We start from the raw sequence: 15,875 nt of genomic DNA, 5'->3' as shown, positions 1-15,875 counted from the left end.
ATGATCCGTCTGGTTGTCTGTTTGACTGTGATGTGGCTCGCTCTCGGTAACAGCGCAGTTGCAGAAGTGACTTATCCCATTCATGTCAAGGATGCCCTTGACCGGGACGTCACCATTACCGCCCAGCCAAAGTCCGTATTGCTTGGCAGCGGCTTCAATCTGATTGCATTGTCGCTTATCCATCCCGATCCCGTCAGCGTGCTGGCCGGCTGGGCCGATGACCTCAAGGGGGACAACCCGGAAATCTATGCCAGTTTCAGACAACGTTTTCCGGAGCTTGACAAGGTCCCGATCATTGGTGACGGCATGACAGTTTCGGTCGAGAAGATCGTTTCTGTAAAAGCCGATTTGGCCATTCTTTCAGACTGGCAGATGCGCAATGAAGAAGGTATGCAGGCGATCACCTATCTCGAGAAAATGGGCGTACCGGTGATCGTGGTCGATTTCGGCAACCATGCACTCAAAAATACCTCGAAGAACATGCGCCTGTTGGGCAAGGTACTCAACCGCGAGGAGCAGGCAAACGCTTTTGCCGATTTCTATGACGAGCGCATTGCGCGAATTCGTGATCGGGTGGCGACGAATGGGGCCGGGCCTACTGTATTGCTTGAAGCCTTTCCCAATTCCGAACAATGCTGCTACGCTTATGGGCGAGACAGTATGGGCGAGTTCATTACGCTGACCGGCAGCCGAAACATTGCCGCCGACGGTCCGTCCCAGGGGGCCGTGATCAGCAGCGAGTATATTGTCGCCGCCGACCCCCAAGTTTACATCGCCACCTCATCCCCAGGGGGTAAATATAGCGGCTTCTCGATTGGACCGGGCGTAAGCGAGCAGGAAGCCCGCGACACACTTTCAAACGCCTTGAAGAATCCTTTCCGCGCCGGTTTGGATGCCGTAGAGGATCGACGCGTACATGGACTGTGGAACTTTTTCAACGCCGTTCCCCTGAACATCCTGGCGGCAGAGGCCTTTGCTGTCTGGCTGCGACCGGAGTTGTTTGTCGATCTCAGCCCCGAAGCGACACTGACGGAGATTAACCGCCGTTTCGCAGCCGTTCCCTTTGAAGGTTCATACTGGATCAGCCTCAAACCCTAACCCGTGGTGCTGCGCTTGAAACGAGCCGAACGCGGTGACCAAGATTATTGGTGCAAACCTGCTAAAAATGAACCCGAAAAGCACACACGGGCTTAGCGAACACTAAGCCCGTGCTTATCTGCATTGGTGCGTGACCGTTATTGGGTCATCTCATCGACCGTTTTTACGAGAGCAGGAAGGCCGTCTTCGGGGGTAAGATCACCCCGCATTACCTTGGCGATGACATCGCGTGCTGCTCGCCAGATGCGAACCGATGAACCCGTCGGATAACCTTCCCATGGTCGCGCCTGTTCTATCTCTGATGCCACCGTTTTGAAACGCGGCTCCTTTTCGTAGAATGGAGCAAGATAGTCAGCACCGTTAGCCAGCTTGTTTGTCGGCAGATAACCCGTTGTTTCCACCACAATAGTCTGCCCTTTCGGGCCGGTAGCGAATTTCAGATATTCCCATGCAGCTTTCTGCACGGCTTCATCTTGCGAAAGAATGATCCCGGCTGCGCCACCAGTGGGAAAGCCACCATTCTCCTTGTCATCGAGCGGCACTGTCATCGTGTTCAGTTTAAAGCGATCTCCAACCAGACCGATAATCTGTGCGAGACGTGCCGGAGTGTCTACAAAATAGGCCGTCTGGCCCGCGGCGAACTGCTGGCGCGCTTGTTCGAATTCCAGCAAGGTCTCGCCACCATCGGTCACCATACGGCGAAGAATTTTCAGGGCTGCCAGACCCTTCTCATTGTTGAAACCGGCCTTTCCGGTTTCAGGATCAACGAGTTGTGTCCCTTCCTGACGCAAAATGGTCTGCCAGAGCCAGTCGTCGGGCCAGTCGTAGATTGTATAACCGATACCCGCCATTTTCGGGTCCGCGTCATGGATTTTTTTGGCGCGCGCCAGCAGATCGTCCCAACTGGATGGTACTTCCTTTGGGTCCAGACCAGCTTTCTCTACTGCGTTTTCATTCACATATATAATGGGAAGCGACGCATTGAAGGCCATTCCGTATTTGACGCTGTCAACGATGCCCAAGTTGAGCATCGACTGCGAATAATTCTCCGTTTTCCAGCTTTCCGGTTCAGCGTCCAGAAACGGTTTCAGGTCGGTAATCTGTTTGCGCTTGGACAATGTGCGCGCAAGTTCCGGCAGCAGATGGTAGCCTGGGAAATAGATGTCGGGCAACTGATTGGTCACGGCGAGCCGCTGCATCAGAAGGTGCCCTTCATCGTAATCCTTCGCTGGAGCCCGGAATTTTATTTTTATGTCTGGATGCTCCTTCATGAAGGCCTGTGCGATCGGATCGTGAAACTTTGCGAAGCCCGGCTGAGCATAGAGCACGTCCAGCGTTACGTCGGCGGCCAGCGTTGTTCCCGTCATCTGCCCCGTCATCTGCATTGTCAAAACACCGGCAGCGATGAGTTTTGCTATGTGTTTCATTGGTTCCTCCCTGGATAAAACTCTTCTATTTATTGAGGCTTTTTATTTAACGCCGGTCATGGTGATGCCCTGAATGAAGCGTTTGCGAGCAATCAGGAAACAGATCACCAAAGGCGCAGTCAGCATGGCTGCTGCAGCCGTCAGTGCACCGTAATTCGAACCGGTTTCGGCATCCGCAAAGAGCAGCATTCCAAGCGGTGGGGGTGCGAGCTGGTTGTCGGAAATCACGATGAGCGGCCAATAAAGATCGTTCCAATGCGCTACGATCGAAAAGACCGAGAATGCCGCAATGGCAGGCATGGCGCTTGGCGTGACAATACGCCAGATGATTTCCAGCTCCCCCATGCCATCCAGACGCGCGGCATTAATGATGTCATCGGGAAAACTCCTGAAGAACTGCCGGAACAGGAAGATCGCGAAGGCCGACAGGAAAAACGGCAGCATCATCGAGAAATAGGTATTCAACTGACCGACCCAGGCCAGACCTATGTAAAGTGGAAGCGCCGGCACCTGTATGGGTATGGCCAATGCGAGCAGGATCAGAACGAAAAATACGTTGCGACCAGTGAATTCCAGCTTGGCCAGCGCATAGGCGCAGGGAATGGCCACAATTAGCTGCACCAGAAGTATCCCGGCACAAACAATGATGCCATTCAAGGCAAAGCGAAGCAGAGGTGCGCTTTCAAGCGCAAAGCTGTAATTTTCGACGCCATAAAACTGTGTTGGCCACAATCGCAACTGCGCACTGAAGATCTCGTTCGGCGGCTTGATCGATGTCACAAGCATCCAGACGAACGGCATGAGAATGAAGATCGCACCGAGGACCAGGATTCCATGGACCGTCAGAAACATCAGACCCTTTTTCAATCTCGTCGAATTTCGGGCTGGCGGGTTGCCGATTGCAGCGGTTTCGTTGTGTTGCGCTATCAATAGTGGACCCTCCTATCGATGAAAAAGGTCTGGATACCGGAAAAAATCAGAATAAATGTCAGGAAGACCAGCGTCAGGGCAGCGGCGTAGGCAGTCGAGAAATACTGGAAACCTTCCAGATAAATCGCGTAGAGGATCACATTGGTAGAATCCTGCGGACCGCCCCGCGTTATAGCAACCACAGTATCAAACACCTTGAAGGCGGTGATCGACGTCGTGATGAGGACGAACATAGTCGTCGGTCCGAGCATGGGCCAGGTTACGGTTAGAAACCTGTCGATCACGCCCGCTGCGCCGTCAATATCTGCGGCTTCATAGAGATCTTTGGGGATTGAAGAGAGCCCCGCCAGAAACAACACCATATTGAAACCGACGAGCTGCCAGATGCCGATGACCGCTAGCGTCGGCAGCGCATAAGAGGGATCGCTGAGAAAGTTCACCGGTTCGAAGCCCAGCGCAACGATAACTGCGTTGATAGGGCCGAGAGTAGGGTGGAGTAGAAATTTCCAAACCGACGCCATGGCGATGAGGGTCGCGGTGACTGGCAGGAAGAATATCACCTCATAGATCGCCCGACTTTGTTTTCTGCCATGAATGAGGAGTGCAAACAAAAGGCCGAGACCGACCGAACCAGGAACGACGATGGCTACGTAGATGAAGGTATTGAAAAGCGACCGTCGAAACGCATCGTCCTGCAAGGCGCTCGAAAAGTTCTTGAGGCCGACAAAATTCAACGCGAGGTCACCCAGTTGATAGTCGGTGAGGCTCAAAACGACCAGCATGATCAGAGGCACGATATGTAGCAGCAGGAGCAGAAGCAACGCTGGCCCTGCAAGCCCGAGCCCTGTCAGTTTCTCGATGAAAACTCGTCTCCCATTCCCGAAGGTAACGGCATTCTCAGACGATGGAGCCATGTTTCGGCCTCCCTGCCTCATCGCCCGATAAAAGCACAGGCGTTTTTTCCACCCGACGTCCATCGGAGCCGAAAATATGACAAAGAGCGGGATCGAAGGTGAGCCGCACGATGTCCCCTTCATGGATAGCGTTATGAGAAGAAGCCGCCCGTACGATAAAGCTGTTCGCGTCAGTGCCGGTCAGATCGAAATGGTAGAGGAATTCGGCCCCAAGATTCTCCATGCGGCGCAAGCGCGCGTCGATGATCGACCGGTATGCGGATGTCCGCTCGTTCGTAAGCAAGCTGAGCGCCTCTGGCCTGATACCCAGGGTCACATTCTGGCCCTGGGCCAAATCGACGGCGATACCGAGGGACCTGCCCTGTATCTCCACGCGACCGCCTTGTCCGACGGCGGCAGCCATCGTGTTTATTGTCGGACTTCCAATAAAACGGGCCACTTCCAGATTGGCGGGCCGCTCGTAAAGCTCAGACGGTGTTCCAAGCTGTTGTACCTTGCCGCCATCCATCATCGCGACACGATCCGACATGGTCATGGCCTCGGTCTGATCATGGGTGACATAAATGAAAGTCGCCCGCATGCGCCTATGTAGTTCCGTCAGTTCGGTACGCATATGGACGCGCAGTTTTGCGTCCAAATTGGACAGCGGTTCATCCATAAGGAAGGCGCGCGGCTGGCGAACCATTGCTCTGCCGAGGGCAACGCGCTGGCGTTGCCCGCCCGAAAGCTGAGCGGGTTTTCGCCCAAGAAGAGCTTCTATTTTCAATTGCGCGGCGACGGATTCCACCTGTTCGCCGATCCCGTGCATCAGCCTTTTACGCCGGGGGGACAGATATTTCAGAAGTGGAATTCGCTCGAAGAGACTCAGTTTTTCAACCGTTAGCGGAACGGCGATATTGTCGAAAACAGTCATATGTGGATAGAGCGCATAACTCTGAAAAACCATGGACACTTTGCGTTCGTGGGGGCGCAAATGGTTCACAGGCGAACCATCCACGCAAATCGTGCCGGAGGTTTGCCTTTCCAGGCCGGCAATAATGCGCACCAAGGTTGATTTCCCACAGCCGGATGGGCCGACGAGTGTAAGAAACTCCCCGTCACGGATCGAAATATTGATGTCATCCAACACCCGAAGAGTGCCGAACGATTTGCTTATGTTCTGAATATCAACCTGGGACAAAAGCTCTCCTCCAGCATTCGTCGTCCGCCAATTTATCGCGGGGGGTAAACTTCGTGCACGACGTCATCGATCCACATCATCGTCAGCTCTGGCAGATGCACGCGTTCGAATGTGAAACCCGCATCCGAGAATTCATAACGCACCGCGCCAAGCTGCTTTTCACCGCCCAGCGGCGGCTGCATCTCGGGACCGACTGCGAACGCAGCCGACGGGCACCAGACGAACTGAACCCCGTCGAGAACAAAATCGTGCGAAAGATGAAGATGGCCACTGGCAATGAGATCAACGCCGAAACGCTTGACCAAATCCTGCAGTCGGCCACGTGGTTCACGCTTGACCGACCAATAACCATTATCGACGTCATCCCAACTATCTATGAACAACGGCTGATGACAAAACCATGCGATGCGGCGGCCATTCGCATTATCCATCTGTTGTTCCAGCCAGTGAAACTGTTCTTCTTCGGCTGCAAGACCAGAACTGAGGATCATGGAATCAAAACCGATCAGACGCCAGTTTCCCTCGTCTTTCGCCCAAAAATCCTTGCCAAACCGGCGGTTCCAGCGCTCCAGACGATGATTGTCAGTCGGCTGATGCACGTTTTTCGGTTCGCCAACGTCGTGATTTCCCGGAACGACAAGCATCGGAGCCGGCAGATCCGCCATGATCTCGTGACAGAATACAAAATCATCATCGACATCCGCACCATCCACGCTGATGTCGCCGGAATGAATGATGAGATCCGGATTCTGACTGACAAGCCAGTCTCGCAAGGGTTGCCAGTTGCCCACGAAATGCGCCTTCCGGCGGCCAAGATGGGTATCTGAAATCTGTATGACGCGGGCCATTTTTTCGTTCCCCGGATTGTAAACTGATTAGATCAATTCACCGCATCGAATAAAAGCTTACAGTTGTTGGTGCAATCTTGCAAATGTAACACGGCGTTCAAGCCACCCTGTTTGCTTCACCGAGCAAATTATTGGCCGCAGATATCGCGACTGGCAATTCTGCTGCACCATGGGCGATGAACGACGCCCCACTGGCCATCAGAAGGGATGCGCGATCAGGCCTAGGATCTGCCGGATCGACAAATCCTATTGCCACAGCTCCTGCCGCTACAGCGGCTACTATTCCATGCGGACTGTCATCGATCATCACGCAATGCTCCGGCCTGACCTGAAATTTCTCCGCGCAAAGCAGAACAAGGTCTGCAGCGGGCTTGGGCTTGGCCACCATTTGAGCGCTGAACACAGCCGGATAAAAATGCTCCCAGAGATTGAGCCTTCCCAAGCTTTTCTGCAAACGGTCCAGAGAACTGTTAGAGGCCACACATTTGGGGCGATTGATACTCGCAACCACCGCATCCATGCCCGGCATCGACCTAAGTGAACGGCCGAATTCTCGGTAGAGGTTTTCGTGCCAGGCTTCAAAACGCTCATCAACGTCCGTCAAACCGAACTCTTCTTCGCATATCCTGCGAATTGCCGGTTCCGAATTGCCAGTGAACCTGACATGTGCCTCCCGCGCATCAATAGATATTCCGGCTTCCTGCAGCATTTCGGCAAGCGTCCGGCTGGCGAGGGGTTCACTATCGATGAGCACGCCGTCGCAATCGAAAATGACCAGCGCAATATTCTCGAGCTCGTTCGTCAAGCACATGCTGTTCATCGCGCTCACCAAATTGCACCAAAATTGAGTCGCCAGGAGAAACCTCGAAGCGGCTTCGTCGTCTGGTTTGCTCGTGGCATAGCCTTTTTCTCCCATTGGCTTTCGTTTGGTGCGTTCAATCTAGAAGAGCATTCATACAAGTGTCAATATTAATTTACATTTGTAAATTCCTATGCGATATGAGTTGGAAGGGAAGAAGGGCACGCTATACAGCCGATCTTGCAAATATCTTTTCGAACAAGGAAAGCGCTGCTAATCAGGGATGGACAAACGTCTTCAAACCAGGACGCCGAACAGCGAATTTGCATGACAGAAAAATGAGGTTCAGACGATGAACGGGAAGCCGACGCAAAATTCTTCAGCCGTTCACGCTGACGAGCGAATGCAGATGCGTGTGGTCTGGCAGTACTTCATGGAAGGCCGCACTCAGGGAGAAATAGCCCAGGCACTTTCCACCAATCGATTGCGCATCAACAAGATCATTGCCGAAGCGCGCCGGTCTGGGCTGGTGACGATCACGCTGAACTCCCGGCTGGCTTCGTGCGTCGAACTTGAACAGCAGCTTGTAGCCGATTTTTCTTTGCATCATGCAAGCATTGTACCCACGCCCGACAACGCCGATCTCGTGCCGGTTCTGGTCGGGCAGGCGACAGCCGACTATCTTGTCACTCAACTGAACACCACCGCAATATCGGGAATCGGCGTTGGCTGGGGCGCCACATTGCGTGAAATGGTGCGCCATATTCCAATGATGAAGCGCCCTGACGTCTCCGTGAACTCGGTGCTGGGTGGATTAACGCACGGGATCGAAATCAATACATTCGATATTGCGAGCGATCTTGCACGCCAGCTCAACGCCCAGTGCGCCTATCTCGCAGCACCGATCTATGCCGGCAGTCCTCAGTCGCGGGACGCGATCGTGAGCCAGGATGTTTTCGAGAATGCCTTCGAGCAGATTCGAAAGAACGATATTATCATCGTCAGTATCGGCGACATGACCCCGCGCTCCCTGTTAGTGCGCTATGGATTGCCGAGCGATGTCAAGCTGGAGGAGTTGATCGCGGCAGGTGCTTGCGGCGATATCATGGCGCAGTTTATCGACAAGAACGGATCGCCGATCAATCATCCGATCAATCAGCGCGCTATAGCGCCTTCCTTCGACACTTTGAAAAACGTGCCAACGGTAGTGTTTGCCTCGGGCGGCCTCAACAAGGCTGAGGCGCTTGCCGCAGCTCTGCTGTCCGGGACCGGCAACGTTCTTATTTCCGACGAGGAAACTGCACGGCTCGCCAGCCAGATCGCGCTTGAAAGAAAGCGTTTGGGTTGAGAGGCACACTTGGGACAGATCAGCATCTGTTTTGTTCTGGCTTCATGACTCTTGGCGCGTCGTCAGCGATCGTTCCGCTGCGCGTTCTTCACCCTGTTCCAGTTCAAACTGAAGCACGATCAAATTCAGCATTTATGAATCCAATGGCTGCTCTGTCACCGGTCGGTATTGCGATCGCGATTTGCCATGCTGCGTGTCCCGATAAAGGAAGCGGAAGAAAAAGACATCGCCCGTTCCACGCAGGAGTCTGGCAAATATCGCGATCAGGAGCACGGAGAAAATCAGACGTCCAAACAGCACGACATAGATATCCGCGCCAAGAGCCACCACGATCAGCGTATCCTCGATCAGGCTGTGGCAGAGGCCCATGAAACTCGACGCGAGAAAGACATCCCGAGGCTGAATGTGCCCGCGTTGCGCTTCGCGAATGATGAGGCCCCCGCCATAGGACAGACCCAGCACCAGTCCGACGACGGTCAATGGAGCGGCATCCTTCGCTATGCCGAGCAGGCGCAACAGGGGTGAAAGAAGCAGGTTCAGGAAGCGCGTCACATCAAGCGCGTCCATTATCCTCAGCACGGCCACCAGACCAAGCAGAACAACAAATATCCAGACCAGCGTGGAAGCAGTGTCGGCAACGAAGCTGTTCCAGCCTGAATCGTAGTGGCCCGGCACCCAGCTCGGCGCAGCCGGTTCCGCCAGCCAGCCGGTATGGCTGGAAATCAGGTTGATCCCCCATGCGAAGACAAGCCCGCCACCAAGCCGGATCAAGGTAGAAACGATCAAGCGCGGACCCGCTTTTTGCACGATACGCTGTTCAATGGGAATGGCGTGGGCGAAGAGGAAGAGCGAACCGAGAATCGTCACCTGCGCTGTGGTCAGCGTGTCGACCGGCAACACGGCAAACATCACCACCGCCCCGCTCCATACGCCAACGAGCAGGTTCATCGCCCAGACGAAACCCGCCTCCGGGGGCAGTCCAACGAACTGCATGACCGGAGCGAAGGCGGGCGAGATGGCCTTGATCAAATCCATCTCGATTGCCAGTTGTGTCAGGACCATCACCGGCAGCATGATCTTGATCAGCGTCCAATAGACGCTGATCGCTTCGCGCAGGATAACCATGCCGAATACTGTCAGTCGCTTTGCCAATCCCCCGGCCATCGCATCTCCCCCGCTTTTATCCGGAGCACGCGACGTCTCAGGCCGTTTCACGCACGACGGATTGCGTCTTCGCCTCGGTCACCGTGGCGATTTGCGTCTCCGATACAAGCGTTCCGTTGGAGAAAACACGCAAATGTGGTGTTCCGCCGGCCACGAAGCCGTCGATGCTTTCGGCTTTGGCCAGCAGAAAATCAGCCTGCGCTCCCCGATGCAAGCCATATTCCTTGAGCCCCATTAGTTTTGCAGGGATCGCCGTAATCATCGCGTAGGCGGTGGCAAGTTCGTCGCCCTTGAGATGACCCGCGAGCAGGGTCCAGCGTGCGATTTCCAACATGTCACCGGAGCCGGTCGGAACGAAAGGGTCTTCGATATTGTCGGAGGCAGTGGCAATAGGCACACCGGCCCGCACGATCTCGGCCACCCGCGTCAGTCCGCGTGGCGGCAGCTTGTCGCAATCGCGCGCCTGCAGATAAAGATTGGCCGCAGGCAGCGTGACAACACCGAGCTTCAACGCAACGATCTGCTCCAGGATCGCTTCGAAATCCGGCCGGTCCATCGCACTGAGAACCGAAGCATGGCTGAGCACGGTGCGCGCCTCCAGACCATAGCGGCGGACCCGCTCAAAAACAGCATTAAAAAGCGGGCGTTGCGGATTGAGATGTTCATCGAGATGCAGGTCGACCGGACGGCCATGGCGTGCCGCAGCGGCGAACAGGATATCGAGATAGTGCTCCGGGTCTTCCGCCACTGCGGGCGTGCCCCCAACGGCATCGGCCAGCGCGACCGCGCGATCGATGTTGGCCTCCAGCCAGTCCAGATCCTGCCCCGGATGCGGGATCAGGAAAGCCACGAGCTGCAGTTTCACCCGGTCGGCCCAGTCCGATCGTAGTTTCGCTAGCGCCTCTATACCGTTGAAGCCTGCATCCTTGTCCACATTCACATGGCTGCGGATAGCCGTGGTGCCGCGGCTGAGACAACGCTCGATGGTTCTGGATGCCCGCTTGAAAATATCGTCGGGCGGGGCCTGCCGTGCATATTTTGCGAAAGCGTCGCGCGCGCCCTGCAAAGTGCCCGACGGGTTGGGCGCGAAACGCAGTACGCCTGTCTTGTCGAGATGCTGGTGCATGTCCACCAGACCCGGCGAAACAATGCAGCCTTCCGCATCGATGAGCTGCATGTCATCTTCAAGCTCGATGTCGGATGCAATATCTAGGATGACGCCCTTTTCGGAAATCAGCATATCGGCCTGTCGGGCATTCCTGGCGCCGACTGCGACCATACCTCCCCGGACAAGACGACGGCGCGGCGCGGCGGATTGCTGGAACAAATTGTCCATCGTGAAACCTCATTATCTGAATGGAACTGAAAGGGTAGAACGGGCTTATGTCGCCTGCCGTCTTCGGCGATGTCTGTGACGACAGGTGCGAAGCTTCCGCTCGCAGGCCGGGCAGCACGCCCGACCCCGTAGCTGGTTATGTTCAGCCGCCGTCTGTCTGGGACTTCGCCACGGCCAGATGACCATCATGTGCCTGATTGCGGTCTCCCAAACCGTTAAGGACAAGATTGAGCGTCACTGAAACCACGCAAGCGACCACGACACTCGAATGCAGGATAGACTGCGTCCAGTCCGGCAGTTGCTGGAACAGATTGGGTGACATGATCGGAATGAAAGCGATGGCCAGCGTCAGTGCGACAATCAGAATGTTGTACTGATTATTCGCATAATCGACCTTGGACAGCGACTGGATGCCAGCCGCCGCGACAATGCCGAACATCGCCACTGCTGCGCCGCCGAGTGCCGGAGCGGGCACCGCCGCGAGGACTGCACCGAACTTTGGAAAGAAGGCGATAACGCACAGCATAAAGCCGCACAGGGCAACAACCCAGCGACTGCGCACGCCACTCAAAATGATGAGCCCGACATTTTCCATATGAGCAATGAAGGGGAACCCGGCAAAGACACCCGCAACCGCGCTGGCCAGACCGTTGGCGCGCACGCCATCGGCGACCTGTTCAGGCGTCACATCCTTGTCAACGATCTCGCCGATCGAAATGAACAGCCCCATGGATTCAACCGTCTGGACGATCATGACGATGACGATCGTCATAAAAGGCAGGACGGCGAAAGTCGGTAGACCGAAATGGAACGGCGTTGGAACGGTCACCCAGGGAGCGGTTTCAACCGGACTGAGATTGCCCATCCCCAAGAGAAAGGCGACGATAGCCCCTGCCCCCATGCCGAAAAGCACGGCCAGATTTTTCAGGAGCGGTGATCCAAGCCGATTGAATGCAAGAATGACGATCAGGACCAGCAGCGCCACGCCCAGAAAGGCCGGATCGCCGAAATCGGACTGGCCCCGCCCGCCGCCTGCCCATTGATAGGCTTCCGGCAGAAGCTGCACCCCGATGGCGGTGACAATGCAGCCCGTTACGACCGGTGGAAAGAAGCGTCGCAGATGACCGGTGATCGGTGCGATCAGCATGATGAAGATGCCGCCTGCGATCACGGCTCCGCAAATCCCCGCTATACCGACTCCTGGCATGGAGCCGATAGCGATGATGGCCGAAACACTCGAAAAGGCAACACCGTTCATGATCGGAAGACGCACGCCGAAACGCCAGAACCCGATGGTTTGCAACAGCGTCGCGATACCTGAACAGAAGAAGGTAGCACTGATCAATATAATGGTTTCCTCGGAGCTGAAGCCGAGCGCATTGGCGATAATCAGCGGTACCGCAACCGATCCCACATAGGACACAGCAACGTGCTGCAGCGCCAGAGTGAGCGTTTTCTTGGCTGGTAGTATTTCATCGACTGGATGTATTGCAGATGTCATCGTTGTTCCCCTTATTGAGTCAATTTCCAACGACTTGTGGCCGTTCCTTTCATGACGTCTTGTCTCGACGTTTTCTTCACGTATTCCATCAAACCGGCTTCGGACATCATCCCCTCGCTATGTAGTTTGGCGGATAAACTCCCAGCTCCGAAGCCGATCAGTCGTGGGTTATGGCACCCGGCACGCTTCTATACGGGCCTGCAGCGAAGCCCGGTCGAGATTGCGCCCGATGAAGATCATCTTGTTCGAACGCTGGTCTCCGGCCCATGGATGATTGGGGCGGAACTCGATCTCGTTGTGAACGCCGTGCAGGACGTAGCAATAGTCATCGTCCTGCACGGAAAAGATGCCTTTCATTCGGAACAGATTCTCGTTGTTCTGTCGCTTGAGTTCCTGCACCCAGCGCGAAATTTTCTGCGGGTCCATATTACCCGGAAGCTCGATGCCGACCGACGTGACCGACACGTCATGCGTATGGCTGGCATCACCGAGCCATGCATGGTCGCGACCGTGATCCGCATGTTTCTGATTGCAGTCATCATCATGGTGATGATGACTGTGTGCATGCCAGTCGAAATCGATCTCGGCTGCCATTTTGCGATTGCGGTCGAAGGCCGCCAGCCCCAGGATTTTGGTCAGATCGATCTGCGCATAGCTCGACAAGACGATATCCGCAGTTTCGTTCAGGTGGCGGATGCGTTTGGTCACATCACCGATATCAGCATCCCGCGCCAGATCCACCTTGTTGAGCACGATGCGGTCTGCACAGACGATCTGATCGACCGCCTGATTGTCGATGCCATCCAGATGAATATCGTCCAGATGCTGGCGGATATGCTTGACGTCGACCAGCGTGATGACGCCATCGAGATTGGTTTCGTTGCGGATCGGATCGTCAAGGAAGAATGTCTGTGCAACCGGATAGGGATCGGCAAGTCCGCTCGTCTCGATAATGATATGGTCGAGACGTTCGGGTCTGGCCAGCAACTGGCGTATAACCCGCAAAAGATCATCACGCGCTTCGGCCACACAGCATACGCAACCATTGGTCATTTCGAAAATTTCTTCCGTACTGCCGACGACCAGATCGCCATCAATACCGATTTCCCCGAATTCATTCTCGATCACGGCAATCTTCATGCCGTGATTTTCCTTCAGGATGTAGTTCAGCAGCGTCGTCTTGCCGGAGCCGAGAAAACCGGTAAGCACGGTGACCGGAATCTTGTCCTTGACTGTCTTCAACATCGTTTCTTCTCCCTTGGATTTTCGTTATCAGGGCGTCTTGAGCCACCGCTGCACGCCACCTGTCTCAAGATCGAAAAGATCGAGAACCCGGCCCACCGTGTGATCGACCATCTCCGCGATGCTCGCGGGCCTGGCATAGAATGCCGGAACAGGGGGTGTCACGATTGCGCCCATCTGGGTGACGGTCAGCATGTTAGCGATATGGGTTTGCGTCAAAGGCGTTTCCCGGACCAGAAGCACCAGTTTGCGCCGTTCCTTCAACGTGACGTCGCCCGCTCGGCTAATCAGGCTTCCCGACAGGCCGTGCGCTATTTCCGCCAGCGTTTTCATTGAGCATGGCGCCACGACCATGCCCATGGTCCTGAAGGATCCGCTCGAAATGCTGGCAGCCATATCGTCGGACTTGTAGAGATAGCTTGCCAGATCGCGGATATCGGCGAGCTTATAGTCTGTCTCGTGGGTCATGGTCAGAAGCGCCGACCGGCTGACGACGACATGGGTTTCTATCTGGAGCCGTTGCAGAATTTCGAGAAGGCGAAAGCCATAAACGAAGCCCGATGCGCCGCTGATACCGACGACCATGCGCGGGCGGTATTCGTCTGATCTTGGGGAAATGGCGTTCATGTCACCGCTCTCCTCAGTTTTACCCCGGCCAGACTACCCACCAGATCGCGCGCACGTCCCAGCGCATCGTCGCCGATGACCGCACGAATACCGTGGAAATCCGGGCTTCGGGTCGCATCGAGAGCAAGCCGTGACGTCGTGCCGTCGGCGCTTGAGGAAGGATCGAGCGGGCTGCCCGGCAGACCGTCAATCCTGAAGAGATCACGATGCGGCTGGAAATGCGTGGCCAAAGCCCACAGCACCTGGCTGTCCTGCGTGACGTCTATATCGTCATCAACCGCTATAACGGTCTTCAAGTACGGGTCCCAGCCGAGAAGGCCGAGCATGACCTGGCGCGCCTCGCCGGGTCGGCTTTGCTTCAGCGCCACATAGCAATGAAAGTGCGTGCCGGAGGTGGGGTAGTGCAACCGCGTCACCGATGGGAACCGTGCCTTCAGCTTTTCGAACATTTCAGCTTCCCGCGGCAGGCGTGCAAGGTTGAGATGCTCATCCGTCGCTCCGCCCACCACATCGACCAGCCAGGGCGCCTTGCGACGCATGACCGCCGTTATGTGAAACAGCGTATTGGTCGAACGATCCGAGGAATAACCGGAAAACTCACCGAACGGGCCCTCCTCGACATGAGCGTTAGGGTCAAGGTGTCCCTCCAGTACATATTCCGCCGCCGCCGGAACGCCGATGGCGTAGCGTGGCGTCCTGACAAGACGTAACGGCTCGCGCATCAGCCCACCAGCAACAGCACGCTCATCGGCACCGAACGGCAACCTTGCCGAAGCGGCCAGCATGAAAAGCGGATGCGCTCCGATCACCATCGCGACCGGCAACGGGCGACCGGCTTCACGCGCCGTCTGATACATGCGCCATAAATGACCGCGTGAATGCAAGCTTGTTGCCAGCGCCGACTGGGCGTGCCGCATCGATCTGTGATAGCTGAGATTGGCGATACCGGTTTCCGGATCGCTCGCAACAATGATCGCATTTGTGATGTAGGGTCCGCGGTCGCTCTCGAAATGCCGGATCATCGGCAGTTTGTCGAGATCGACGTCCTTGCTCTCATCGACCTGTTCCATTACCGGGCCATCGGCAACATATTCAGGCTCGATCGGAGTGTTGGCGCGTTTCTGATACTCGCCATGAAGCTCAGAGACACTCGTTCCGAAAATACGGGCGATCCGTTCGCGCGACGCGAACACATTCGTGACCAGCGGCACCTCGCTGCCCGGAACCTGATCGCAGACCAGCATGGGCGTCTTGCCTTTTTCGGCCAGCGCGGCCACCAGAGCGGTGACATCGCGACCATCTTGCAGGGGTTCGCGGATATGAACAACGTCATCGGGATAAAGTTGCCGGTAGACGTTCGCGAAACCCTGAAAATCCTGTGTTCCCGTCTTGGTGACTGAATGCAGCTCGTTCATGACTCCTCCCGATGTCATTTCCTGAAACGTGCGGGATGCAGGCGCA

14 protein-coding genes are annotated in these 15,875 nt (G+C 55.7%); 2 read left to right on the top strand and 12 right to left on the bottom strand.

The features are described 5' to 3' along the window. Window positions 1-1,098, top strand: a complete 1,098-nt coding sequence (locus tag ACYSN1_RS19665; protein WP_461727214.1) for an ABC transporter substrate-binding protein — start codon at window positions 1-3, stop codon at window positions 1,096-1,098. A gap of 137 nt (window positions 1,099-1,235) precedes the next feature. Here ACYSN1_RS19665 and ACYSN1_RS19660 read toward each other — a convergent pair whose 3' ends face one another. The 6 genes from ACYSN1_RS19660 to ACYSN1_RS19635 form a co-directional block, all read right to left on the bottom strand. Beyond that, window positions 1,236-2,525 (bottom strand): ABC transporter substrate-binding protein, encoded by a 1,290-nt coding sequence (locus tag ACYSN1_RS19660; protein WP_461727213.1) that lies wholly within the window; start codon window positions 2,523-2,525, stop codon window positions 1,236-1,238. 42 nt (window positions 2,526-2,567) lie between these two features. Further along, window positions 2,568-3,377 (bottom strand): carbohydrate ABC transporter permease, encoded by an 810-nt coding sequence (locus ACYSN1_RS19655; protein ID WP_461727212.1) that lies wholly within the window; start codon window positions 3,375-3,377, stop codon window positions 2,568-2,570. Between the two features lie 74 nt (window positions 3,378-3,451). After that, entirely contained in the window at window positions 3,452-4,369 is a 918-nt protein-coding gene (locus ACYSN1_RS19650; RefSeq protein ID WP_105543709.1) for a carbohydrate ABC transporter permease, read from the bottom strand. After that, window positions 4,353-5,549, bottom strand: a complete 1,197-nt coding sequence (locus ACYSN1_RS19645) for an ABC transporter ATP-binding protein (RefSeq protein WP_461727211.1) — start codon at window positions 5,547-5,549, stop codon at window positions 4,353-4,355. The genes ACYSN1_RS19650 and ACYSN1_RS19645 overlap by 17 nt, the downstream gene beginning before the upstream one ends. Window positions 5,550-5,581: 32 nt before the next feature. Then, a complete protein-coding gene (locus ACYSN1_RS19640) occupies window positions 5,582-6,397 on the bottom strand; it encodes a metallophosphoesterase family protein (RefSeq protein WP_461727210.1) in 816 nt (271 codons plus the stop codon). Between the two features lie 97 nt (window positions 6,398-6,494). Beyond that, window positions 6,495-7,217: an HAD family hydrolase gene (locus tag ACYSN1_RS19635; RefSeq protein WP_461727340.1), complete on the bottom strand. Its 723-nt coding sequence runs from the start codon at window positions 7,215-7,217 to the stop codon at window positions 6,495-6,497. Between the two features lie 331 nt (window positions 7,218-7,548). Here ACYSN1_RS19635 and ACYSN1_RS19630 point away from each other — a divergent pair, with 331 nt between their 5' ends. After that, entirely contained in the window at window positions 7,549-8,544 is a 996-nt protein-coding gene (locus ACYSN1_RS19630; RefSeq protein ID WP_461727209.1) for a sugar-binding transcriptional regulator, read from the top strand. Window positions 8,545-8,676: 132 nt separating this feature from the next. Here the strand turns inward: ACYSN1_RS19630 and ACYSN1_RS19625 are convergent, their stop codons facing one another. The 6 genes from ACYSN1_RS19625 to ACYSN1_RS19600 form a co-directional block, all read right to left on the bottom strand. Further along, entirely contained in the window at window positions 8,677-9,708 is a 1,032-nt protein-coding gene (locus tag ACYSN1_RS19625; protein ID WP_461727208.1) for a nucleoside recognition protein, read from the bottom strand. Window positions 9,709-9,745: 37 nt separating this feature from the next. Next, window positions 9,746-11,044 (bottom strand): amidohydrolase family protein, encoded by a 1,299-nt coding sequence (locus ACYSN1_RS19620; RefSeq protein ID WP_461727207.1) that lies wholly within the window; start codon window positions 11,042-11,044, stop codon window positions 9,746-9,748. 142 nt (window positions 11,045-11,186) lie between these two features. Then, window positions 11,187-12,545 (bottom strand): nucleobase:cation symporter-2 family protein, encoded by a 1,359-nt coding sequence (locus ACYSN1_RS19615; protein WP_461727206.1) that lies wholly within the window; start codon window positions 12,543-12,545, stop codon window positions 11,187-11,189. A 168-nt stretch (window positions 12,546-12,713) separates the two neighbouring features. Beyond that, complete coding sequence (locus ACYSN1_RS19610) at window positions 12,714-13,790, bottom strand: CobW family GTP-binding protein (protein ID WP_461727205.1); 1,077 nt, start codon at window positions 13,788-13,790, stop codon at window positions 12,714-12,716. A gap of 27 nt (window positions 13,791-13,817) precedes the next feature. Continuing rightward, on the bottom strand, window positions 13,818-14,414 hold the full coding sequence (locus ACYSN1_RS19605) for a UbiX family flavin prenyltransferase (RefSeq protein WP_461727204.1): 597 nt from the start codon (window positions 14,412-14,414) through the stop codon (window positions 13,818-13,820). After that, a complete protein-coding gene (locus ACYSN1_RS19600; protein ID WP_461727203.1) occupies window positions 14,411-15,829 on the bottom strand; it encodes a UbiD family decarboxylase in 1,419 nt (472 codons plus the stop codon). Before ACYSN1_RS19600 ends, ACYSN1_RS19605 begins: the two co-directional genes overlap by 4 nt. Window positions 15,830-15,875 lie beyond the last annotated feature (46 nt).

Source organism: Brucella sp. LJL56 (assembly GCF_054871705.1).
This window is presented reverse-complemented; position numbering and strand designations above follow the sequence as displayed.

Coding starts and splice junctions, on each gene's coding strand:
- ACYSN1_RS19665 (WP_461727214.1), top strand. CDS start 1: ATGATCCGTCTGGTTGTCTGTTTGACTGTGATGTGGCTCGCTCTCGGT.
- ACYSN1_RS19660 (WP_461727213.1), bottom strand. CDS start 2,525: ATGAAACACATAGCAAAACTCATCGCTGCCGGTGTTTTGACAATGCAG.
- ACYSN1_RS19655 (WP_461727212.1), bottom strand. CDS start 3,377: ATGTTTCTGACGGTCCATGGAATCCTGGTCCTCGGTGCGATCTTCATT.
- ACYSN1_RS19650 (WP_105543709.1), bottom strand. CDS start 4,369: ATGGCTCCATCGTCTGAGAATGCCGTTACCTTCGGGAATGGGAGACGA.
- ACYSN1_RS19640 (WP_461727210.1), bottom strand. CDS start 6,397: ATGGCCCGCGTCATACAGATTTCAGATACCCATCTTGGCCGCCGGAAG.
- ACYSN1_RS19635 (WP_461727340.1), bottom strand. CDS start 7,217: ATGAACAGCATGTGCTTGACGAACGAGCTCGAGAATATTGCGCTGGTC.
- ACYSN1_RS19630 (WP_461727209.1), top strand. CDS start 7,549: ATGAACGGGAAGCCGACGCAAAATTCTTCAGCCGTTCACGCTGACGAG.
- ACYSN1_RS19625 (WP_461727208.1), bottom strand. CDS start 9,708: ATGGCCGGGGGATTGGCAAAGCGACTGACAGTATTCGGCATGGTTATC.
- ACYSN1_RS19620 (WP_461727207.1), bottom strand. CDS start 11,044: ATGGACAATTTGTTCCAGCAATCCGCCGCGCCGCGCCGTCGTCTTGTC.
- ACYSN1_RS19615 (WP_461727206.1), bottom strand. CDS start 12,545: ATGACATCTGCAATACATCCAGTCGATGAAATACTACCAGCCAAGAAA.
- ACYSN1_RS19610 (WP_461727205.1), bottom strand. CDS start 13,790: ATGTTGAAGACAGTCAAGGACAAGATTCCGGTCACCGTGCTTACCGGT.
- ACYSN1_RS19605 (WP_461727204.1), bottom strand. CDS start 14,414: ATGAACGCCATTTCCCCAAGATCAGACGAATACCGCCCGCGCATGGTC.
- ACYSN1_RS19600 (WP_461727203.1), bottom strand. CDS start 15,829: ATGAACGAGCTGCATTCAGTCACCAAGACGGGAACACAGGATTTTCAG.